The sequence below is a fragment of the Colwellia chukchiensis genome, from assembly GCF_002104455.1.
Taxonomy (GTDB): domain Bacteria; phylum Pseudomonadota; class Gammaproteobacteria; order Enterobacterales; family Alteromonadaceae; genus Cognaticolwellia; species Cognaticolwellia chukchiensis.
Genome location: NZ_NBOC01000001.1, coordinates 17,590 through 39,433, shown reverse-complemented (window position 1 = coordinate 39,433; position 21,844 = coordinate 17,590). Strand labels below are relative to the sequence as shown.

Annotated in this window: 22 protein-coding genes and 1 pseudogene; 14 read left to right on the top strand and 9 right to left on the bottom strand. The window is 40.6% G+C overall.

Annotated elements, in window-relative coordinates:
- Positions 1–48: 48 nt before the first annotated feature.
- Entirely contained in the window at positions 49–798 is a 750-nt protein-coding gene (locus B6K83_RS00240; RefSeq protein WP_085282078.1) for an MlaA family lipoprotein, read from the bottom strand.
- Positions 795–2,093, bottom strand: a complete 1,299-nt coding sequence (locus tag B6K83_RS00235; RefSeq protein ID WP_139175487.1) for an alpha/beta hydrolase — start codon at positions 2,091–2,093, stop codon at positions 795–797. The genes B6K83_RS00240 and B6K83_RS00235 overlap by 4 nt, the downstream gene beginning before the upstream one ends.
- Positions 2,094–2,413: 320 nt before the next feature.
- On the opposite strand from B6K83_RS00235, the gene B6K83_RS00230 reads away from it, so the two are divergent.
- Positions 2,414–3,229, top strand: coding sequence for a hypothetical protein (locus B6K83_RS00230; RefSeq protein ID WP_085282074.1), 816 nt, complete (start codon positions 2,414–2,416; stop codon positions 3,227–3,229).
- A gap of 31 nt (positions 3,230–3,260) precedes the next feature.
- On the opposite strand, the gene B6K83_RS00225 is transcribed toward B6K83_RS00230, so the two are convergent.
- Entirely contained in the window at positions 3,261–4,010 is a 750-nt protein-coding gene (locus B6K83_RS00225) for a response regulator transcription factor (protein WP_085282072.1), read from the bottom strand.
- A gap of 249 nt (positions 4,011–4,259) precedes the next feature.
- Positions 4,260–6,038, bottom strand: a complete 1,779-nt coding sequence (locus B6K83_RS00220) for an acyl-CoA dehydrogenase C-terminal domain-containing protein (protein ID WP_085282070.1) — start codon at positions 6,036–6,038, stop codon at positions 4,260–4,262.
- 189 nt (positions 6,039–6,227) lie between these two features.
- Between B6K83_RS00220 and B6K83_RS00215 the strand changes: the two genes are divergently transcribed.
- The gene (locus tag B6K83_RS00215) at positions 6,228–7,184 is read left to right on the top strand and encodes a hypothetical protein (RefSeq protein ID WP_085282068.1); all 957 of its coding nucleotides are present in this window, start codon (positions 6,228–6,230) and stop codon (positions 7,182–7,184) included.
- Here B6K83_RS00215 and B6K83_RS00210 read toward each other — a convergent pair.
- The 4 genes and pseudogenes from B6K83_RS00210 to B6K83_RS00195 form a co-directional block, all read right to left on the bottom strand.
- The gene (locus B6K83_RS00210; protein ID WP_085282066.1) at positions 7,171–10,455 is read right to left on the bottom strand and encodes an ATP-binding protein; all 3,285 of its coding nucleotides are present in this window, start codon (positions 10,453–10,455) and stop codon (positions 7,171–7,173) included. The two genes, B6K83_RS00215 and B6K83_RS00210, sit on opposite strands and share 14 nt — an antisense overlap.
- A 94-nt stretch (positions 10,456–10,549) precedes the next feature.
- A pseudogene (locus B6K83_RS00205) lies at positions 10,550–10,969 on the bottom strand (PhoH family protein); the annotation flags it as partial.
- A gap of 97 nt (positions 10,970–11,066) precedes the next feature.
- Complete coding sequence (locus B6K83_RS00200) at positions 11,067–11,315, bottom strand: type II toxin-antitoxin system Phd/YefM family antitoxin (protein WP_085282064.1); 249 nt, start codon at positions 11,313–11,315, stop codon at positions 11,067–11,069.
- A gap of 243 nt (positions 11,316–11,558) precedes the next feature.
- Positions 11,559–11,975 carry a MerR family transcriptional regulator gene (locus B6K83_RS00195; RefSeq protein WP_085282062.1) on the bottom strand — a complete coding sequence of 139 codons (417 nt, stop codon included), beginning with the start codon at positions 11,973–11,975 and terminating at the stop codon, positions 11,559–11,561.
- A 65-nt stretch (positions 11,976–12,040) separates the two neighbouring features.
- Between B6K83_RS00195 and B6K83_RS18500 the strand changes: the two genes are divergently transcribed.
- The 12 genes from B6K83_RS18500 (at position 12,041) to B6K83_RS00135 (ending at position 19,856) form a co-directional block, all read left to right on the top strand.
- Positions 12,041–12,262 (top strand): GDCCVxC domain-containing (seleno)protein, encoded by a 222-nt coding sequence (locus B6K83_RS18500; protein ID WP_085282059.1) that lies wholly within the window; start codon positions 12,041–12,043, stop codon positions 12,260–12,262.
- Between the two features lies 1 nt (position 12,263).
- Positions 12,264–12,659, top strand: coding sequence for a hypothetical protein (locus B6K83_RS00185; RefSeq protein ID WP_085282058.1), 396 nt, complete (start codon positions 12,264–12,266; stop codon positions 12,657–12,659).
- Positions 12,660–12,671: 12 nt separating this feature from the next.
- Positions 12,672–12,974 carry a heavy-metal-associated domain-containing protein gene (locus B6K83_RS00180; protein ID WP_085282056.1) on the top strand — a complete coding sequence of 101 codons (303 nt, stop codon included), beginning with the start codon at positions 12,672–12,674 and terminating at the stop codon, positions 12,972–12,974.
- Positions 12,955–13,461 (top strand): hypothetical protein, encoded by a 507-nt coding sequence (locus B6K83_RS00175; RefSeq protein WP_085282054.1) that lies wholly within the window; start codon positions 12,955–12,957, stop codon positions 13,459–13,461. Before B6K83_RS00180 ends, B6K83_RS00175 begins: the two co-directional genes overlap by 20 nt.
- Before the next feature lie 280 nt (positions 13,462–13,741).
- Positions 13,742–14,134, top strand: a complete 393-nt coding sequence (merR, locus tag B6K83_RS00170; protein WP_085282053.1) for an Hg(II)-responsive transcriptional regulator — start codon at positions 13,742–13,744, stop codon at positions 14,132–14,134.
- A gap of 266 nt (positions 14,135–14,400) precedes the next feature.
- Positions 14,401–15,639 (top strand): Glu/Leu/Phe/Val family dehydrogenase, encoded by a 1,239-nt coding sequence (locus B6K83_RS00165; protein WP_233143761.1) that lies wholly within the window; start codon positions 14,401–14,403, stop codon positions 15,637–15,639.
- A gap of 90 nt (positions 15,640–15,729) precedes the next feature.
- Positions 15,730–16,077, top strand: coding sequence for a mercuric transporter MerT family protein (locus tag B6K83_RS00160; RefSeq protein WP_085282049.1), 348 nt, complete (start codon positions 15,730–15,732; stop codon positions 16,075–16,077).
- Between the two features lie 49 nt (positions 16,078–16,126).
- The gene (merP, locus tag B6K83_RS00155) at positions 16,127–16,402 is read left to right on the top strand and encodes a mercury resistance system periplasmic binding protein MerP (protein WP_085282047.1); all 276 of its coding nucleotides are present in this window, start codon (positions 16,127–16,129) and stop codon (positions 16,400–16,402) included.
- Between the two features lie 9 nt (positions 16,403–16,411).
- Positions 16,412–16,831 (top strand): organomercurial transporter MerC, encoded by a 420-nt coding sequence (merC, locus tag B6K83_RS00150; protein ID WP_085282045.1) that lies wholly within the window; start codon positions 16,412–16,414, stop codon positions 16,829–16,831.
- A 29-nt stretch (positions 16,832–16,860) separates the two neighbouring features.
- Positions 16,861–18,312, top strand: coding sequence for a mercury(II) reductase (merA, locus tag B6K83_RS00145; protein WP_085282043.1), 1,452 nt, complete (start codon positions 16,861–16,863; stop codon positions 18,310–18,312).
- A gap of 98 nt (positions 18,313–18,410) precedes the next feature.
- Positions 18,411–18,860 (top strand): MerR family transcriptional regulator, encoded by a 450-nt coding sequence (locus B6K83_RS00140; RefSeq protein ID WP_085282042.1) that lies wholly within the window; start codon positions 18,411–18,413, stop codon positions 18,858–18,860.
- A gap of 240 nt (positions 18,861–19,100) precedes the next feature.
- Positions 19,101–19,856, top strand: coding sequence for a phosphoribosyltransferase (locus B6K83_RS00135; protein WP_085282040.1), 756 nt, complete (start codon positions 19,101–19,103; stop codon positions 19,854–19,856).
- A 233-nt stretch (positions 19,857–20,089) separates the two neighbouring features.
- Here the strand turns inward: B6K83_RS00135 and B6K83_RS00130 are convergent, their stop codons facing one another.
- A complete protein-coding gene (locus B6K83_RS00130) occupies positions 20,090–21,832 on the bottom strand; it encodes a hypothetical protein (protein ID WP_085282038.1) in 1,743 nt (580 codons plus the stop codon).
- Positions 21,833–21,844 lie beyond the last annotated feature (12 nt).

Genomic DNA, 21,844 nt, shown 5'->3' with positions numbered 1-21,844 from the left:
CTAGAATTTATATCGCGCGCTTTACTCACCACTCGCTAGCATTAGCGACTAACGGGCCAGTTGGATTTCACGATATTTTGAATACAATAACCTCAGCCGCTCATATTCAAAAGCGGAGCCAGACGCATAATAACGAAATGGCAAAGTAGCACGACTATCAACAGCGCCTAAGACATTCAGGTAACGCGCGTCATCGCCGCGGATGCCTAATTCAGTGATCGCTTGCTGATATGCAACAGTATCGAATGCAAACCCTGTGGCATCACGCAAAGATGATGGCCCTAACAAGGGCAAAACTAAATACGGCCCCGAATCTAGTCCCCAAAACCCTAAAGTTTGACCAAAGTCTTCATTTTGCTCAACAATGCCTATGGGTGTGGCGACATCCACTAAGCCTGCTACGCCTATGGTAGAGTTCACCACAAAGCGACCTAAGGTTTGGGCCGCTATAGCTGGCTTCAATTGCAATAAGGCATTTAAAAAGGTCTTCACTTCCGCTAAGTTGTTAAAAAAATTGCTGATCCCTTGTTCAACTATATCTGGCGTTACTTGCCGATAACCGCGAACAAGAGGCAAAATTAAGTATTGGTCGGCTTTGGCATTGAAATAGTAAATACGACGATTCATTCCTTGCCAAGGGTCAGCATAGCCACTGATGATGGCTAACTGTTCATCTGGCGCCGGTACGTCGACTAGCGGCGGTACGGCATTGGCTGCTAAGTTTGGCGCCGAGCTGCAACCACTAAGCCAAAGCATAATCACCAGCGCCATGCTGAACTTGATAGCTAGCTTGATCATTTGTTACTTGGCCTTGCAAATTGAGTGGCCAAGTAATCGACAAAGCTTTGCCGATCAAAATTGCCACAATGACCACCACGGGGAAATATTTTCGCGCGCTCGGCAAAAACCTGCTGCAGGTAGGTTAACTCGCCAGCTTGAAGAATAATATCATCGGCATTGGTCACAACATTAATTTTATTGGCGCTTTTCAGGTAGTCTTCAATGGCATGTAGGCTGTAACGCTGAATTAGCTCTGCTTTACTAACGCTGGCATCTTGTCGCTGAGCTCTGGGTAACATGGCGTGCTCAAAATAGTCGATAAAAGTAATGACACTCGTACGATGCATTGAGTGAGTTAAGCTTTCAAATTTACCTATTTGGTGGTTTTTATAGGTAATAGTGCCAGCGTTATAGCTCACATCAAGGGCAAATATCATGTCGGATAACGACATTCTAAACGTAGCGCCAATTAGTAGCCGCAACTCATCAACAGACAAGTTGGTATCTTTAAAAAGGTTAAATATCGAGCCTTGGCTAAAGTTAGATGACTTTTGCCGTGCATAAACTTGCGCTAGGCGGGTAAAAACCTCTTCAAACATGGCAACCGCAGCCGGTCGGTTATTTTTTAAATCAAAGTACTGATCTAAAATGCTCACCGAATTATACAAACTCACCGGTGGGTTGATCAGTAACACCTTGTTAAAGTTAAACACTTGCAAGCTTTCATCAACATGAGCAACAAAAGCGGCATGCGCGCCACCTAAACTATAACCGGTAATGGCAAACGACGAGGCTTGCACCTTATTTTGCGCTTGCACCTGCGCCCACACTAATTGCATTACCTGATAAAGGTCGATGGCATCGCTCGCAAGGTCGCCCGGCATTAAGCTGTCATTACTGGAGTTAACAATATAGTTAGCATAGGTAGGCGACGACAATGAAATAACATGCATGCCTTGTTGATAAAAGCTTTTTTGCAAACTTTGCATTTTTGCACTTTCAAAACTGGCGCCGGTACCGGCAATAATAAAAATAACCGGTGCTGGCTGGGCTTGCTTGATAAGCGAATATTGCATTTGTTCATTAAACCAAAACACCGCGGGTATTTCATTTAGTGGCTTAATGGTGATGCGTTTATTGATTACCTTGAGCTTATGGGGCAAGTTTGCCATCGGCTCTTGACAGTAGCCGGTCACTGTTGCTTGGTATGGAGAGTAAGGCAAATCACACACGGGTTTTTGTGCTGAACTCGCAATAGGCTTAGCGCTACAGCCCGTTAACAAAATAAAAAGTAATACCGAAAAAATGCGCACTAAAAACACCCTTATAGACCTATTTCAGGCAACTTATTATTTGCCCTGACGCCGCAACACTCTGTACGCGGCATAGCTGACGCTTGGCACGATAAACAAGCTTCTTCATGCTAACAACACCTTAGCTATAGTAGCGTTTTGCCAGCAAAATGTATCTAAATTTTGCGACTGATAAAATTTTTGTTAATTTTTCAGCTCTGCGGCTATTCTTTAGCTATAGTTTTATCATTAGGTTGTACTTGTTCATTGGAAATTTCAAAACTAGCATCTGCGCACCAAGCTACTTAGGCTAAGTTAGCGCAAACAAAAAGGCGAGCATCATGCAAATAACGCGCAATATATTCAAGCAGGTATTTATTTTTATTGCGCTAAGTTTAGGGCAATTTCAGGGGCTGGTTTGTGCAGAAACGCTTGCTCAATATCTGGCAAAAAATACCACAGCTTTGCCAAGCACTGGCAAAGGTTCATTAAACCTAACCCACGACTGGGGCTTGGCAGCAGTCAATTATCAACTCAACCGTCGGCAGAATGCACACCAAGCAAGTAGCGACAATAACAACAACCAAAGCAGCACGTTAGCGAGCATTGACGCGCTTTTTGTGGTAACCGATATAAAATCACTACAACAACAAATTAACCAACACTTTAGCACTGGCTTGTATAGCCTAAAAAACAGCTATATTTTATCGGCTAATCATCGCCCGTTTTTGGCCCTAGGTTTAATACCTAAGCAAGAGCTCAGCAACGATTTCTATCAATATGGCCGTCTAAGCACGGAAACTGGCTATAGCAAAGGCCAATTAGGCGATGTCAGTAGCAGTACAGCCTATATTCGCAGTAGCTACAATTTATTGCGAGCAGGCCGATTTGATCTATCTTTTACCGCCAGCGTTGAAGGTCAACAAAACATTGCGCTTGCCTATACACCGCGCGCGCCTCTGCCAGCCATAGCAAGTGCAAACTCTAATCGGCTAATGACATCAGCCAATTTAGCTGTGGTAGGTAGCTATGATGTTACCAAACGCTGGAGTGTTATCAGTGCCTTAACCGTAAGCCAGCTAAGCTTTAGCAGTAGCGAAAGTGAAAACGCCAATCGCCGCAATATGGCGCTTATTGCCACCACTTATGCATTTTAAAAATAACTCAGCGCAGGCAAAGCTTGACTAACTAACTAAGCCCAACGCCAATTGTGCCAGTAGTTACTGGCTGCTGAGCGTTATCTGCAGCTGTTTTTTCAAGTTGAATTAAGCTATAGCCTTTGCCCCAGATAGTATCAATACTCACGCCCAACAAGCCTTGCGTTAATAACTTATCGCGTAGTTTAGAAATACGCACGTCAATCGTTCGCTCAGAGCCATTGTATGGTCGGTTTAATAAAGTACTGTAGATCACTTCCCGTGTCATTACCTGCCCTAAGTTCTCGGCCAACAACACCAATAAGCGAAACTCAAAAGAGCTCAAGCGAATCACCTGTTGATTGACTTCGCATTTGTGCGCTTGGGGGTAAAGTACTAAATTACCAACATTATATTGTGTTATCGCAGCGGGTTTATGTGCAGGCAGGCGTCGTATCATCGCCTCTATTCGGACTTTTAACACCTTAGGTGCGACTGGTTTACTGATAAAATCATCCGCACCAAACTCAAAAGCTAAGATTTGATCTTCATCAGCTTCTCGAGCGGTTAATACAATAATCGGCTGGTGGTATATTTTGCGTAACTCTTGGCAAAGGTGTAAGCCATCTACTTGGGGTAAACCAAGATCAAGAATAACCAATTCAGGTTGATGCTCTGTAATGGCTTGTTTCACTAACTCGCCATGAAACACTTGTTGGACGGAAAATTCAGATTTTTCTAAAAATGACTTGATCAGGTGAGAGACCATGCGGTCATCTTCGACTAACAGTATCGTTTTCATACTGAGATCACTTTTTTAATCGTAGTTACATTTACTATCATTGATTACACAACACAGCTACTGGGTCAGGGGCGGCGCAGTATATCGCTAATAAAGTGCTAAAAAGTTCGATTATGTTGCTGAGCTCGTAACAGTATGTAACTGAGTTACAGCCAGCTAGCGTCTGTGATTAATAGCCGCAATATTGGCACGAAAAAAGCCAATTCTTACTCAGAATTGGCTGGTAAAATAACGTAATTTAGTCAGCGGCTAAAAAAGCGCATCGTCAATATCAAACAAAGTGGCTGGTCCCGCTTTTGCGGCGCTAATTAAAGACTGGCAACGCGGCAATAAGCGTGCATAAAAATAACGTGCTGTATGTATTTTGCTGGCATGAAACTCACTATCGGCGGGTGCAAGTAACGACACTGACGCCATTTTTGCCCAAACATAAGCCATCGCAGTATAACCAAACACATGCAGATAATCATTGGCGGCACAACCGAGCACTTCTTTTGATTCTGTTGCCGCAGACAACAAGTCCTGTGTTAAGTCATCAAGTGCAGTAACGGCTTGTGCTAAGGGCTGTATAAACTCCTGCATCGCAGTCGTTTGTTCACTCGCAATATAAGCACGAACTTCATCAATAAATACGGTCACTAACTGGCCTTGACTACCCGCGACTTTTCGTGCCAGTAAATCCATAGCTTGCACGCCATTGGTTCCTTCATAAATTTGCGAAATTCGCGTATCCCGCACCAATTTCTCTTGCCCCCACTCACGCACATAACCATGACCACCAAAAACTTGCTGCCCCGCAACTGTGCTTTCAAAGCCTAAATCAGTAAAAAATGCTTTCGCAATCGGCGTCATCAAGGCCACCAATTGCTCTGCTTTTTGCTGCGCTTGACCTTCGCCATAGGTGGTAATATCTAATTGCATAGCAATATAGGTCGATAAAGCGCGTGACCCTTCATTCATGGCCTTCATATTTAATAGCATACGTCTTACATCGCCATGCACGAGCAGTGAGTCGGCTTCGGCATTGGGCGACTTGGCACCGGATAATGCTCGCCCTTGAATTCTCTCTTTGGCATATTCTAAGGCATTTTGATAAGAGCGAACCGCCGCGCCTATGCCTTGAATGCCTACGCCAATACGCTCAAAATTCATCATGGTGAACATACAGGCTAAACCTTTATTAAGCTCACCAACTAAGTAACCCGTCGCACCATCAAAGTTCATGACACAAGTAGCAGAGGCATGAATGCCCATCTTATGCTCTATCGCGCCACAACTAACCTGGTTTTGTTCGCCAAGCGAGCCGTCATCATTGACATGAAATTTAGGCACCAAAAATAACGAAATGCCGCGCGGCCCTGCCGGAGCATCAGGTAACTTTGCAAGCACTAAGTGGATAATATTTTCCGTCAGGTCGTGTTCACCAGCCGTGATAAATATTTTTGTACCTGTAACCAAGTAGCTACCATCTGCTTGTGGCTGCGCTTTGGTTCTGATCATCCCTAAGTCGGTACCAGCATGTGATTCTGTTAAGCACATACTGGCGCTCCAATCACCCGCGTACATACGCGTTAAATAGCGTTGTTTTAATGCTTCACTACCATGTTTAGCTAACGATAAGCCTGCGCCAGCCGTTAACCCAGGGTAAAGTGAAAATGAAATATCTGCTGAACATAACATTTCTTCATGAAAGGCTGTCAGCATTTTTGGCATGCCCATGCCGCCGTAGGCAGGCTCGCCGCCGAGTGACGTCCAGCCCCCTTGAGCATAAGTATCAAAGGCTGCTTTATAGCCTGGCGCAGTGCTCACTTTACCCTCTTTAAAGCTCACCCCAACCTCGTCACCGTTGCGTGATAGTGGCGCAATTTCTTGTTCTGCAATTTTCGCACACTCTTGCAAAATAGCATCGGCGGTTTCTCGATCAACCCGCTCAGCTAATGTTGGTAATGACTGCCATAATTTTTCAGCATTAAATACGTCATAAAGTAAAAAATTCATATCTTTTAAAGGCACTTGATAGTCAGCCATTACACTCTCCAAACAAACAATTTAAACAATTAATTAAAACAACTGTTTGAATATATCGTAAATTCAGTAAAAGTAAAGGCATGAACGAAAATGTGTCGAACAGATTCGAAAAGCGCTATGCTGATAAATTGCTATATAAATGCTAGGCGGGTTAAGCTTGCTACTGAATGTTCACCGTAAGGAAGGCAGATGAAACTATTTCAACTGATGATTTTATTGTCTTGTTTTTCCTCTTTGCTGATGGCAAAACAGCTTAAATTTAATAAGGTCATCAATGACAATCAGGTGCAATTTCATTATTTGTGGTTAGATCAAGATCAACAGCAACACGCGCTAAGTTTTGCAATTCAAAAAACGGCGGTGTTTAATGATTTTCGTAATTTTAAAGCTTTTAAAAGTCAGCGTGCACAACGCTACGTTAATCTGCAACTTGCTAAGACCCTAAGCCAACAACCCCTTGATGGTGTGCAACTCAAATTTCTCCCTGCTAGCACTGAATTTACTATCACCATCAAAGCCGAATCAGCGCTAAACATTCGCCAAGCAAAAGAAAAAATCCAGCGCATGCAGCATCAGCTTATGCAGCAATACTTGGCAGACAACTTCTATCACCAGTTTGTTAACTATGATCATAGCACCGCCATAAAGCCGGATCATTTGCGCTTTGCCCAAGACTCTATCAGTCACTTTAATAACGTAAAAATCGCAGTTTTATCGCAGCTAGCAAATCAAGATGCTCGCACTGTTATCAACTATGTATTAAGTTTTGTCCAAGCAATCCCCTACGCCACATTAGCGTCACGAGTGACCGCTAGCGGGGCAGGCTTTAATCCGCCTTTACAACTGCTATGGCAAAACCAAGGCGATTGTGACAGTAAAGTTACCTTAACGGCCGCTATTTTAGCGGCGCTTTTACCACAGCTAAAAATGCAATTGCTATTTATTAATAATCACGCCCTTATGGCATTTAACATACCAAGCCAAGGGCAAGAACGAACGGTAACTATTGCAGGTCAAGTATATGTTTTAGCTGAGCCTACAGGCCCAGCAGCCATGCGCATTGGAGAAGTATCACCAGAGGCAGAGTTTGCCATACGCAATAACCGCTACTATAGCGAGGCGTTTATTAATACTAGGAGTCTTTAGTGGCTGACAATTGCAAGATGCTGGCTTTTAACACCACGGGGCTGATAGGTTTAGCAATATGGTAATCCATGCCAGCAGCTAAGCATTGTTGCTTGTCTTCTTCTCGAGCATGTGCTGTCATGGCAATTATGGGTATACCGGCATATTCTGGCAGTGCTTTGATACGTTGCGTTGCAGTTAGACCATCCATAACTGGCATTTGAATATCCATTAAAATGACATCGACTTCAACAGTTGGCAACATATCTAACGCCACTTGGCCGTTTTCGGCTACAAGCACTTGCGCCTGCATCGACTCTAACAACTTTACCGCCACTAACTGATTAACTAGGTTATCTTCCACTAATAGAATGCTTAAACCATTTAAACTCTCATCATTATTAGAGCTAACGACTTGCTCATCATTGACCGCTACCTTATCTGTTAATGATATGCTCGCTAGCTCTTCGACAAAGGTTGGGATCACTTGCCGATAAAGCGGCATTTCAAGCAACAAGTAATTTATTTGATGTTGATTAAGTTGCGCTAAGAGCTCAACAGAAACACGAGCTGCAACTGGCTGGCATAAAGCTAACAGGGTGACGTTCTGAGCTATAAGTTGTAACGCTTTATCCGTAAATCCTTGTTCATAACTGCTACCGTCAATAAATAAAATAGCCGCTTTGTCGTTATCTTGCGCTGACAGTTGCGCAACTTCAGCTATAGCCGTCACTTGTTGGCCAATATCAGCAAAGTTTTCGCGTAATTTATCCGGTAGTGCAACCGCTAAGTTAAAGAAACAGCAATGAGCCATTGGTGCTTGATATTTTGTTAAATCATCACCACTGACTTGTTCGTTACCTTCTGCAAGTGGCAGCACTAAGGTAAACTCTGCGCCTTGGCCAAGCGTACTTGTAACAGTAATTTCTCCACCGAGAAGTTCGGCAATATGCTGACAAATGGATAGACCTAGCCCTGTGCCACCATACACTCGGGTCATTGACTCATCGGCTTGTTTAAATGCTTCAAACAATACCGACTGCTTTGACTGCTCAATACCAATACCCGTATCTTTTACCCTAAATAAAATCGCCCTGCCAGTTTGCTCGCCTTGCTGTGCTGGCGCTAGCGTTACGCGCAAAGTTACACTGCCCTGTTCAGTAAACTTAATGGCATTATTAAGTAAATTACTCAACACTTGCACCACACGCATAGTATCCGTGTGCAAGTGCAAAGGCACTTGACTATCGATAGCTACTGTTAAGTCCAGCGCCTTGCCAGTTAATGCGGCAATATTCAGGTTTAGTGCTTGTGCGATTAGGCTATCGAGTGCCACCTGCTCTTTATGTATGGTCATATTGCCCGACTCTACTTTCGCAGAATCCAGTAATTCATTAACCAGATATAATAAGGTAACGGCAGCGGCCTCCGCATTAGATAAATATTGTTGCTGTACTTTATTGAGTGGGCTTTGCTGCAATAGTAAAAACATACCTTGAATCGCATTAATCGGAGTGCGTATTTCATGGCTCATATTGGCTAAAAACTGGCTTTTAATTTGGTTCGCGGCCTCAGCTTGGTTTTTTGCACGCTCCATTGCGCGGTTGATCTCAACTTGTCGCGTTACGTCCCGAATTAAAACAATACTGCCGAGCAAACTGCCATGCTCACCATAAAATGGCGCTTGATAAACTTCATGGCTATGCTCGTCATTGCTAATAGTTTGATGTCGAGTCTCTGTCATAGCCCCGCCATTATCAATACTATAGGCAATGGCTTTACCTAACACAGGTGCAATAATATCGCGTACTTTAGCCCCTAAGATATCCGTTTCATTTTGCTGTAATAACTGTTCAATAGACTGATTACAGCCAATTAGTTGTCCTTGTTGATCGTTAAATAAAGTATAATCGGGTATAGCATCCATCACTGAACGCAATAAGGCATAGTCTCGTTGATGTTGCTCACTTTTATCCAGCAAGGCTTGAGTTTTTTCTTTTACTCGACAATCTAGCTCATTATTTTGGTCTTTCAGGCGTTGCATCAAGCTGCGATTTTCGCCAAATAAGTCTTCGACTATTTTAAACCAGTGCTGCCATTCAACTGAGGGCTTAATTTTGCCTGGGTCGCCTGCAGAGCAGTTTTCAATATGACTAATAAACTTTTTAGACGGGGTAATAAAAGTACGGTGTGTGACGTAGTACACCACCACTAACAAGCTTAATAAGCCAAAAAACATACTGACAAAAATGGTAAAAAAACGTGTATTAATGGCGCGATAAAAGTTGGATTTTTTTTGATACTCCACTAATAACCAGCCATTAATCGGCAAGCTTGTTTGCTGCAAATGCCAAGCAGCTACTTCAGTGCTGGCCTCTTGCTGTTCTAGCTGTTGATAATGAAGGTGCTGTAATTGCGTCGGCACCACATCAGCAAATAATGCTTGTGCGCTTAAGCTGGGCGATGCGTTGGTTTTATGCAATATCACTTGGCTTTGTTGATCAATTAAAATATAGCCTCGCTCTGGCGTGCTCACTTGCGGTAAATAGCTGGCTAATCCTTCAGTACTGATATCGACTTGCATTACCCCTTTAAGTACTCTGTCGACATACACGCCCATGCCTAAGGTTGTACTTAAACCTTTACCTGCTGAGTCTAGGTAGGGCGGCGACCAAAACTTGTCATCTAACTGCTTACTCGCCTTAATTTTTTCTAACAGGTTGCTGTCTAAACTTTGTTCGCTGTATTGCCAAATACTTCTTGGTAACCAAGGATATAAGTTAATAAAACGCCGCAATGAATTATAATAGAGCCAGTTCGCTTCTTTTATTGACTGCTGCGCCGCGACAAATGCAGGCGTTAGAGCATTAGCCATAATAAGTTCATGGTTCAGGGCTTGATCAAAGCTATCAATGCGGCCAATACCGGTAATATTACCACTGATGATGCGATCGCCAGCGGCGATATTTTGTCGTGACTTATCGAGATAGAAATACTTGCCTTCTTGTCGAAAAGCTAAAGGTTGGCTTGCTAATTCTGCTGGGTAACGTAAATAATATTGTGCCAAATCACGTATCGCCGTCAACGTTTGCTCAGTATGTTGCAACTGCTTGTTTAGCTGCGCAGTATAGCTTTGCATTTTTTGCAATTGTTCACGGCGGTGCTGGTCTTTTGCCAAATAATAATTGTAAAGCGTGATCATAAAGGTCAACAGCATAATGCCGGCAAAGACCACCATGACAGATTTATTGTAGCGTTGAAATAATTGCTCTTTAGCCTGTTTTGTCGACACTAAGTCACCTTACTTATACCAAGAGAATAAAAACATCATGTTAGGCTTGCATTTTAAAGCAAAGTGACGAGTGTGAATAGCCAAAAACTAAGGCCTATAAGTTCTCTTCAGCAAATGACGCTAAACGACTACGCACCACACCATTTAAGTTAATGGTGCTACTGCCAGGGAAGTCTTTAAAGCGCTCAACTATATAGGTTAACCCAGAAGTTACCGCTGTTAAATAATTGCTATCAATTTGCGCTAAGTTGCCTGAGCACACCAATTTGGTGCCTTCACCACAACGAGTAATAATGGTTTTTAGTTGTGATGCGGTCAGATTTTGACACTCATCGAGCAACACCAACGCATTTTGTATGCTGCGTCCTCGCATAAAGTTGACCGATTTAAACTGAATGTTGGCTTTGTCCATAATATAATTAAGGCTGCCTGTCATATTCTCGTCTTGCTTATGCAACACTTCTAGTGAGTCAGTGATGGCGGCTAGCCAAGGCGCCATTTTCTCTTCTTCTGTTTTCCTAAGATCCACACCTAGGTTGTCAAAAACTTAAGCTTGCGAATCGACTCTAAATCTTTTCTTGCATGACCTCTAAGTAAGAATAGAGTAATCATTAATCGTACTTTCCAGAATCTAACCCATCTATAAAATCATTCCCGTCCATAAGATCAATTTCATCAATATTTTCAAAACGTGATCGAACAAGCTCCATTTTCAATTCTTCAATACGGCTGTATTCTTCACTAGACAAAATCACTGCAACAGGGTTGCCGTTCTTCTTAATTTCAATAGGTTCCGATTGAACTTTCAAAAGGATCTGCCCGAAATTAGTTTTTGCTTCGTTTGCATCTAGTGTAAGCATCTTAGAGACCCTCGTTTATAATATTACACACTAGCAATATCAACCCAAACGGTCAAATCGAACGATTTTTCAATTTAGGCTTTATCAATATTGGAAGCTGTTAATTCAAGTACCAAAACAAAAATAGCTCAGTCTGCTTAAAGTTATTTAGTGGTAACAAAATACCTATTTATGATGATAATGAGCACTCATATAATGAAGAGAAATTAGCTATCTTATTGAGTACCAGTTTTGTTTTGAATGCTACGACTTGTTTGTGAAAAGAGCATCCACTATAGGACAGTCATCTATTGAATAGTTGCTGCCTTTACACTGATTCACCATTTCATTTAATGCTAACTGAAGACGTTGCAAATCATCTATTTTTTCTTGTACAACTCTTGCTTGCTGCATTGCCATTGCCTTTACCTCGCCGCAATAATGATCAGGTTCATCGATGAATTTAAGCAAGTCTTTGATCTGCTCTATCTTAAAACCAAGATCACGGCTTCGTCTGATAAAATTTAGCCGCTTAATGTGTGACAAGGCGTACACTCTATGCCCACCTACGGTTCTTGAAGGCTCAGGCATTAGCCCGATTTTTTCATAATAATGAACTGTTTCGACCTTACATCCTGATGCTTTGGCAAGTTGCCCAATAGAGTATTTTTGACTATTCATGTAAAACTCCTTGAACCTATAGTTACTACAGGTTCTATACTAGCATAAACAAACTAAGGATCTATATGGCTGAGATTATTACAAAGTCACAACTAAAATGCCCTGAATGCGGGCATACAGAGTTAATTGAAATGCCAACAAACTCTTGTCAATGGTTCTCTGAATGCACTTTTTGTAAAGCGCTACTAAAGCCTATCAAGGGCGATTGTTGTGTATTTTGTTCCTATGGCTCGGTTCCATGTCCTCCAGTTCAGGAGGATGGATCGTGTTCAAGCTGTGGAGATTAAAATGTCTATAAGTAAGTTATTAGAAAAGCGTTACCTGAAATGGATCACCCTCTTCATTGCTAGTGGAACTTTGCTTTGCTGTGCCTTGCCTATTTTGCTTGTGACATTAGGATTTGGTGCTGTCGTTGCTAGCTTAAATTACAACATTCCAGCACTGCTATTTCTTGCAGAACACAAGAGCTGGACATTAACAATAGCAGCTCTTATTTTGATGGTTTTAGCTTGGGTTATTTGGCGGCCAAATCAGCATTGCCCATCAGATCCTGCTTTATCTGCGCTTTGTATTAAATCGAGACAATGGAATAAAAGAATCTTTTGGCTAAGTTTGTTGATCTGGTTAATTGGCTTTTTCACTAGTTACCTTTTATTACCCATTCGTAACTTACTTGGTCTATAGCGGAGCAAAAAAATGAAAAAATTTTTATTATTCACGTTGATTATAGCTTTATTTACTTCATTGTCAGCCAAGGCCAAGACAATCGAAGTTGAGGTACACGGTATGACTTGTGCCTTCTGTGTTGACAATTTGAATAGAAAATTCAATAAAATGGAAGGAGTATTAAAAGTTCAAGTTAGTTTGAAGACGAAGAAAGTTAGGATAGAAACAGAAGCAGAATTACCAACTATTGAGATGATTAAACAAGCAGTATTGGATGCTGGGTTTACCCCGATAAAAGTAACGGTGCTCTCTAATGAAAAAGCTAAAAAATAGAATTAAATCAATCGCCATTATTACACTGATTTCAATACTCAATGTACAAACCGCTCATGGTATGGGATTGAAATCATTTGTCGCGTTACCTATTGATAAACATGGTTATGTTATTAGGTTTTCATATGAGCACTTAACAGGTGGTGACAAAGATAATTTTATTACAAGCGTTGCCTATGGCCTCAGTAATGACCAAGCACTACTTATTGCCCTACCCTACAAAGTAAAACCAAGGGAGGAAGAACGAGTTGGTGATCTATCAGCTTTATATCGCCGCACTGTAATACAAAATGATTTTTTCTTAGGCACTTCAAGACTGGCATTACTAGCTGGTGCTGTTGTTCCTAGTGATAATGATCGAGATCCAGCAGTCCAAGGAGGATTTGTTTATACATTCTTCAAAGGTAGATATGAATTCGATATTGATGCACTTTATCAAGCTGGTATTAATAACCGTCCTGATAGCGGTCGATATGATATATCTTGACAATATCGTTTATCTCCTCCAGTTTACCCTGATTGGGGTATTGAATCTGAATTAATTGCGGTTACAGAGCTTAATGGAAGATGGGAAGAAGGAAAGGAAAGGAAATGAAATCACTCACCAAGTTACTATAGGTCTTCAATTGGTGAATCCAAAGTGGGTTTTGGAAGGAGGCTTGGTTAAAAATTTAAACAATAATAATGATCTTAGTCTCTTGTTAAGTACACGAATTCATTTTTGAAAATAATGGTTGTTATTTATTAAATTTACAGTGAGATTATTGATGTCTAGAACAATTAGTAAAGTAGCGAAAGAAATTGGCATTAACATTGAAACAATACGTTTTTATGAACGTAAAGGCTTAATAGAACAGCCCATAAAACCTATACAGGGGTACAGACATTATCCTGATGAAACAATCAATAGAATTCGCTTCATAAGGCGTTCTCAAGAATTAGGCTTCACGCTAAATGAAATTGAAGGATTGCTTTCTCTTAATGATAGTCCCTGCAATAAAGTCCAAGAGTTAGCCCAAAAAAAATTAATTGCTGTTCAAAAAAAGCAAAACGACTTATTGCTATTAGAAAAAGCTCTTTTAGAGCATTTGAGTCAGTGCAAGAACAACAAGGATAATACTCACTGCCCAATTATTGATTCATTACAGCCTAAACTATAACAACGTTTTAACCTGCCCCCTTTGTACCTCATATTTCTATCAATTTATTTATACCCAAATTAATAATTGACCCCGTACCTAACCACAGAGTTTATTCTCTATTTACCTAGCTGTGTTGGCAAGATTTTTCAAGCGAAAGACCAAAGCAAAATCAAAGGTCATTCTATGCATATCACAGTTTAGTTTGTTGCTTTAGTAATAAATAACGGCGGAGGATACCAATGACAACTTTATTTGAAGATGCACAATCACGTCTTACTGAGGTTATGAAATATATAACACTATCTGATGACGTGATCAGTAGAATGAAATTTCCTAAGCGAACACTGATCGTCAGTATCCCTGTGCGCATGGATGACGGCAGGTTACGGGTATTTAAGGGGTATCGTGTTCAATTCGATGACACACGAGGTCCAACCAAAGGAGGCATTCGCTATCACCCATCTGTAAATTTAGATGAAGTCACTTCGCTCAGCTTTTGGATGACCATAAAATGCGCGGTAGTTGGCTTACCTTTTGGCGGAGCTAAAGGGGGTATTGAAGTTGATCCTAAGGAGCTGTCGCTATTAGAACTTGAGAGGCTATCACGCGGATATATCAGAGCGATAGCCGATATTATTGGACCTAAGCGAGACATCCCAGCCCCTGATGTATATACCAATGCGACCATAATGGGCTGGATGGCAGATGAATATAACCAAATCATGCGAGAGCAATTACCTGCGGTTATCACAGGTAAGCCCATACATTTGAATGGTTCATTAGGTAGAGAGGCAGCAACAGGTCGAGGTGCCTTATTTGTACTTCTCCAATGGGCTAAGTTTAAAAATTTAATACCTGAACAGACAACTATTGCGGTGCAGGGTTTTGGTAACGCAGGCTTTCACTTTGCAAAACTAGCAACGCAAGCAGGGTTTAAAATTATCGCATTGTCCGACTCTAAAGGCGGAATCATCTCAAATGATAGCTTAGATCCCCAATTGATTATGAATCACAAACAAACAGAAAAAACATTAAAAGCCATGCTTTATTGTGAAGGAACTGTGTGCGAAGAAGCTGAATTTGAAACTATATCTAATGAACAACTACTTGAATTAAATGTCGATATTTTAGTTCTCGCGGCATTAGAAAACCAAATTACTGAGCATAATGCCGCTAACATAAAAGCAAAGCATATACTCGAAATAGCCAATGGACCGATAAACGCTGCCGCTGATGAGTTACTTAATCAACGAGGCGTTAGTGTATTACCCGATGTACTTGTCAATGCCGGAGGCGTAACCGTAAGTTACTTTGAGTGGGTACAAAATCGTGCAGGTTTCTACTGGGAAGAATCGGAAATCAACCATCGTCTACAGAATGTCATGGACAAGGAAGCTGTGAACATTTTTAACCTAGCTCAAAAAAATAATACATCACTTAGAACTGCCGCCTATTTGCATGGAATCAACAGAATATCTGGTGCAATGACAGAGCATGGGACTCATGAACATTTCCAAAAGTAACACTTAATTACATTTGCCTAACAAATAATCATTGACTCCGTACCTAGGTACATAAAATACACTTATTCCATAACTTAACGAGGTAATCATATGAATCAGAAAGAATCCAACCTTCCAGTGATAGGAGGCATTATCGCCGCAATAGGCGCGGGTGTGTGCTGTGTTGGCCCGCTAGTGTTATTGCTACTGGGCGTTAGCGGCTCATGGATTGGAAATTTAACCGCATTTGAACCTTATAGACCAGTATTTATTCTATTTGTCGTTGTACTGTTCAGTTATTCAGGCTGGAAAATTTATCGCCCGGTCGAAGAGTGTGAACCGGGAACAGCTTGCGCAGTTCCAGCCAAACAACAGCGACGTAAAGTTATCTTTTGGCTTAGCGCGATAACTGCCATTACTTTAGTCACGAGCAATTACTGGATACTCATATTCGCTTAATTTTTATCAAACTATTTACTATTACAAACATTAAACTGAGGAATCACCAATGAAAAAATTACTACTAACCGCTTTGCTTACTTTATCAAGCATGAATGTATTTGCAGAAATTCAAACCGTTACGCTTGACGTACCAACGATGAATTGTGCTACCTGTCCAATCACAGTTAAAAAATCATTAAAAAATGTCGATGGAGTTGAAAAAGCGGAAGTCACTTATGGAACCAAACTAGCAGTGGTTTCTTATGATGATGCCAAAACCAACGTTGATGCTTTAATCAAAGCAACAACCGATGCGGGTTATCCGTCCAAATTGAAAAAATAGAGGTGTATTATGCTTAACCCTTTGAAATTACTTACCCGCATTGGCGATAAAGCTGGCTCTTTGGGCGCTGTTATTTCCGCAATGGGTTGTGCTATGTGCTTTCCTGCTATTGCAAATGTTGCTGCCGCATTGGGCATGGGGTTTTTAGGGCAATGGGAAGGATTATTCATTAATACTTTGTTTCCGTTATTTGCTTCATTAGCGTTAGTTATGAATGTATTGGGTTGGTTTAGCCACCACCAGTGGCACCGTAGTCTACTTGGCTCAATAGGCCCCATTTTAGTGTTGTTATCGTTGTATCCTTGGTTTGAGTACGATTGGAGTACATACGTAACCTATACAGGGTTAGGTTTAATGGTTGCTGTTTCCATATTAGACATGGTTTCTCCTGCTAGTAAACGTTGTGATGACGAAACGTGTCCTGCTTAAATTGAGAATAGATAATTAAGGAAGTATAAATGTCAGATATTAACGAAGAAAGTTGTTGTTCGTCTAACTCCACAGAGCAACAGAAGCAATTGCATGTGGCTATTATAGGTAGTGGCTCTGGTGCTTTTGCCAGTGCTATTAAGGCGGCAGAAGGTGGTGCTAGAGTGACTATTATCGAAGGTGCAGACGTTATTGGAGGCTGTTGTGTTAATGTCGGTTGTGTACCTTCAAAAATACTTATTCGTGCTGCACAATTAGCGCATCAGCAACGAAATAATCCCTTTGAAGGTCTTGAAAATCATCACCCTCAAATAAGTCGTTCTTTGCTTGCACATCAACAAACAGCGCGTGTTGATGAATTACGAGGTGCAAAGTATCAAAGCATTTTAGATAACAACCCTGCATTAACCTTGCTAAAAGGTTATGCGCGTTTTAAAAATGAAAATACTTTGTTGGTGAAAAAAACAGATGGTAGCGAAGATGAATTGATTGCTGATCGCATCTTAATTGCGACTGGCTCTACACCTTCTATTCCACCTATCAATGGCTTAACCGACACTCCGTATTGGACATCAACTGAAGCCTTATTTGCTGAAGAATTACCGACAAGTTTAATCGTTATAGGCTCTTCGGTTATTGCCCTAGAAATTGCTCAGGCATACGCACGTTTGGGTAGTCAAGTCACTGTGTTAGCACGTCATACCTTACTGTATGCAGAAGATCCTCTATTAGGTGAAAAGCTTACTGAGTGTTTCGAAAAAGAAGGCATCCGCGTGTTAAACAATACGCAAGCAAGCAACGTCAACTATGATGGAAAAACATTCTCATTAGACACTAATGAGGGAATATTAACGGCTGATAAATTGCTTATATCTACAGGCCGTCATGCTAATACTGAGCAGCTTGGATTGGAAAAAGTGGGGATTGAAACACAAAAAGATGGAGCCATTATTGTTAATGAAAGAATGGAAACATCAACAGCGAACATTTATGCCGCCGGTGATTGCTCAAATATGCCACAATTTGTTTATGTAGCGGCCGCAGCAGGTAGTCGCGCTGGTATTAATATGACAGGTGGTGACGCTAAACTTGATTTATCAACCATGCCAGCGGTTATCTTCACCGATCCACAGGTTGCAACGGTAGGATTAACAGAAGAGCAAGCAATAACGGGGGGATTTGACGTGATTAGCCGTGTGCTAGACATGGAAAATGTACCACGTGCATTAGCTAATTTTGAAACCGATGGTTTTATCAAGCTAGTTGCTGATAAACCAACAGGTAAACTTCTTGGCGCACAGATACTCGCGCATGAGGGTGGTGAGTTGATCCAAAGTGCAGCTCTCGCTATTCATAATAATATGACGGTAGATGATCTGGCGGGTCAACTATTTCCATATTTGACTATGGTTGAAGGATTAAAACTCTGTGCACAGACCTTCAGCAAGGATGTTAAAGAGCTATCTTGTTGTGCAGGTTAATCTTTGCTGTAGCATAGCTTAATAGAACACTTATTCGCTTAAATAAACGATCAAAAGCGTTAAGTGTTCTACTTCAAAATTCGATAAAGGAATTTATAATGACCAAGCCGAAAATTGAAAATATTCCCATTGAACACGATTCTTTTTTAAATGAAATACCCGATTTTGATGGGTTTATTCATGCCAATGATGACCTTTTGAATTTCCCTTTGAGTATTTCCCAGTTAGCAAAAGCTGCTCAAACTACAGTTCACACAGTCAGGAATTATTTAATTGAGGATTTACTGCATTGCAGTGAACAGACTAAGGCAGGTTATGGCCTTTACGATTTGTGTGCATTGAAACGCCTTCGATTTATTCGTAGTGCTAGAGCAGCAGGTCTTCTAATTGTTGATATTAGGCCGCTATTACTAGCGATAAACGAAGATCAGCACAGTATTCCAGCCAATATACTTACGCAACTATATACAAAAATTCAGCATAAAAGAATATTTTTAGAGCATGTTCGCAAGCAAATTGAAGAGATAGATCAGTTAGTCCAAGTTTAAATAACCGATAATGGTTACTTATGAGTAACTTTATTTCACCATAGATAATGTTCTATTGAAATTTTATCTCAATACAGTTTTATCGTGAAACTCCAACTTTCAATATAAAGAAGCATACAATAGAAATAATTAGCCGCGAGCGGCTCAGAATAGATAATTAATATTTATTTTGTACTGATTTATTATTTCCAAAAAAATATATAGACTGTATCTTTTCAATATCAATTCCAGAGGCAACAGTTGGGTCTAGTAGTACAAGGAAGCGTAGTCAAAGTTGAGCATTCAAATAAGGATTGGTTAAAAACAACCCCTCATGGGAATCCCACCAAAGAAAATATTGAAGGATTACTTGTATATTCCTTATTTAAAAGACTGTTAGCTTCACGTAAATCACGAAGAAAATATCGAGATAAAATTCCCGGTGATAACTGCCCTATTATTTATGCTTTGAAAGGTAAAGATAACCTTACAACAGATATAACTAGCATTAAAAAACTTAGGCTTAGCTACGCGACTATTGTAAGTGTTTTTCAGGCTAGTGAGCCTGATGGTTATGATTTGGTTATCTCAATGCCATCTGCTTATAACATTAGCAGCATTATTGGCAAGCGGTTGGCAAGAACATTCACGGCTCAACACTCTTATGATTTTTTACGTAAGTTAACAATTGAAGAAGCATTTAACTTACTAGATAGAGCTGACATAAGTGTTGAAGAGCATAAAACGTTATCTCATAGGCTAAGAAAGCAAATGAATGAAAAAGGGTTTCAGGGGGATTTTTCGTTAAAAGGTATTCCAGTTCCTTTTCGGAGCGAGTTCCCTCCACTATGCCTGAATAATACAGGAATTGAAAATTTGGAACCTAAGCGTATTCTACTAGTCGATGATCTACTGGCGACAGGGACTACATTAAAAACTGCTTATAACTTAGTAGAATCATTGTATCCACATGCTGTAATACATGGCGCTAGTCTTATAAGTTCATCGACGAAATGAACTTGACGAATTCGTCAATTAACATCATAATGATCGATACAGAGTGTGCTTGAGTCTCCCCGCTCTTAAAATCCAGACGAGACCCGCGTAGGCACCTTGCTGAAGGTCGGTTCGTAAAGAACGAGTATTTGGCAGGTTAGGCAGCGGCTAACCCTTCAACTCTTTGTTGTCGTATTAGTAACTTTAGGAGAGCTTTTTGCTCTCCTTTGTTCTTTCTGGGATTTGATATTTAATTAGACCCCGATTCCTTCAGCGCTGATTTTTATTCCGTTTATCATTACACTCCTTGTAATATTCTTTGCTCCGTCAAAATGCTTTATTTCGGTAAACCTTGCTTCTCCTATATATGCGTCAATAACATTGCGAGGGTTAGATAAGTCAACGCTGTTGTTAACATTTTTCTTAGAAAAAGAACTTTCATAATAACCATTTTGGTAAAACTCAATTGACCCCCAACACCCAGATAGTACCTTCTTAAAAGTATATAAATCGTAAAGGCAGATTCCGTTGTGGAGTGTAATGCAGTCAAGGGAACCAATATTATGAACGACAATTGGTTTTAGATTTAAAATTTCATCTTTAGTTAAGCCATTTTCAATTAGGTACTCCCTTGCTGAGCTGGAGTTATTGACGACTTCATCTAACCTTTCAAGTTGAAGTATTCCCGTATTAAGCTTTTTGTCTTCCTGCCCGATAAGCTTGAACCACGATTTCAAACCAGCTTCCGTATCTGTAGTAACATGTTTAAGCTGAACCGCGTATACGATATTGATTGATTTATCTCGAATGAAAAAATCAACATCTAGTCTTAAATCTGGGTAGTCAGACGAATCAAATTTATCAGGCTTTAGTTCAAATTCGAGAACATCAAGGTGATTACATTTTATCAAATCATCGAGTAAAAAACGGGTTTGCTCTTTTTCAAGTAATGAGTGCCAATCAGGTCCTTGCTTTTTCAAAGCAAAATATTCCATCTGTTGGATTAGGCCACGTACCAATTTCAGTGGCCCCAAAACTAGTCCTCCATTTCTAATATCAAAGAGCCTATCTTCTGGTTTGTTCTTTTTCTGAAATTCCCTGATCAGCTCATAAGTTTTCAATAGTCCTTTTCTCTCTGGGTATTGACGGATCATTCGTTTAACCTCGCCCTTACTTAAAGGTTTTTCAGATTTATCGATCTCTTTTCTTTGAACAACATTTACCAAGAAAATTACCAGATCTGCGATTTCATGAAATAGTTCCAACGTTCTACTGCCTAAGCCTAGTCGCCAGTGCTGAGGAATAATTGAGAGTACTCTGGCATGTAGACCTTGAATTGACTCACCCATTAGCTCTTCATTTTGATGTGTAGCAACAGCGAAACTTGCTATAGCATTGGTTGCCGCTTTTAACGACAGATATTCCAATGAATCGCCAAACCACGTTGGGGTAAGTATACCTGACTCCATTTGTTTAAATATAAGGGAGCCATCTGGTTGAGCTTCCAATCTCAATGTACCCGCTGCCAATAAAGCAAAATGTTGAACAACCCAAGCTGTATCTAAAATTTCCGATACAACGCCAGAATCTAACTCACCATTGTTTAATTTAATCTGTTGATTATTAATAAGTTCGGCAACATTCATATTTACATTGCTTATAAGATTGTCAATACCTGCGGAGGTTAACGTTGTGGACGTGTCATCACGAAGCTCAGATTGGACATTTACGTAATTCGTCGTTTGATCAGTAATAACACTCTTAATCCTTTTATAGCCTTCTGCATCTTTGGAAGAAAAATCCATATGGTTTGCCAGCTTTAATTGTGACTCATTAAGCAATTCAATAAGGCGCTCCGCTGGATCATGTCCTTCAAACATTGTTTTCAATCTAGTAATGTTTGCAGGATTAGCAAAATATTTATGAGGAAAGCTCAACATAGAAAAAGCAGCTTTCATGGCTCGTTGATCTTGGGTGTTAATTAAAGGCACTGACATAACGATTATATG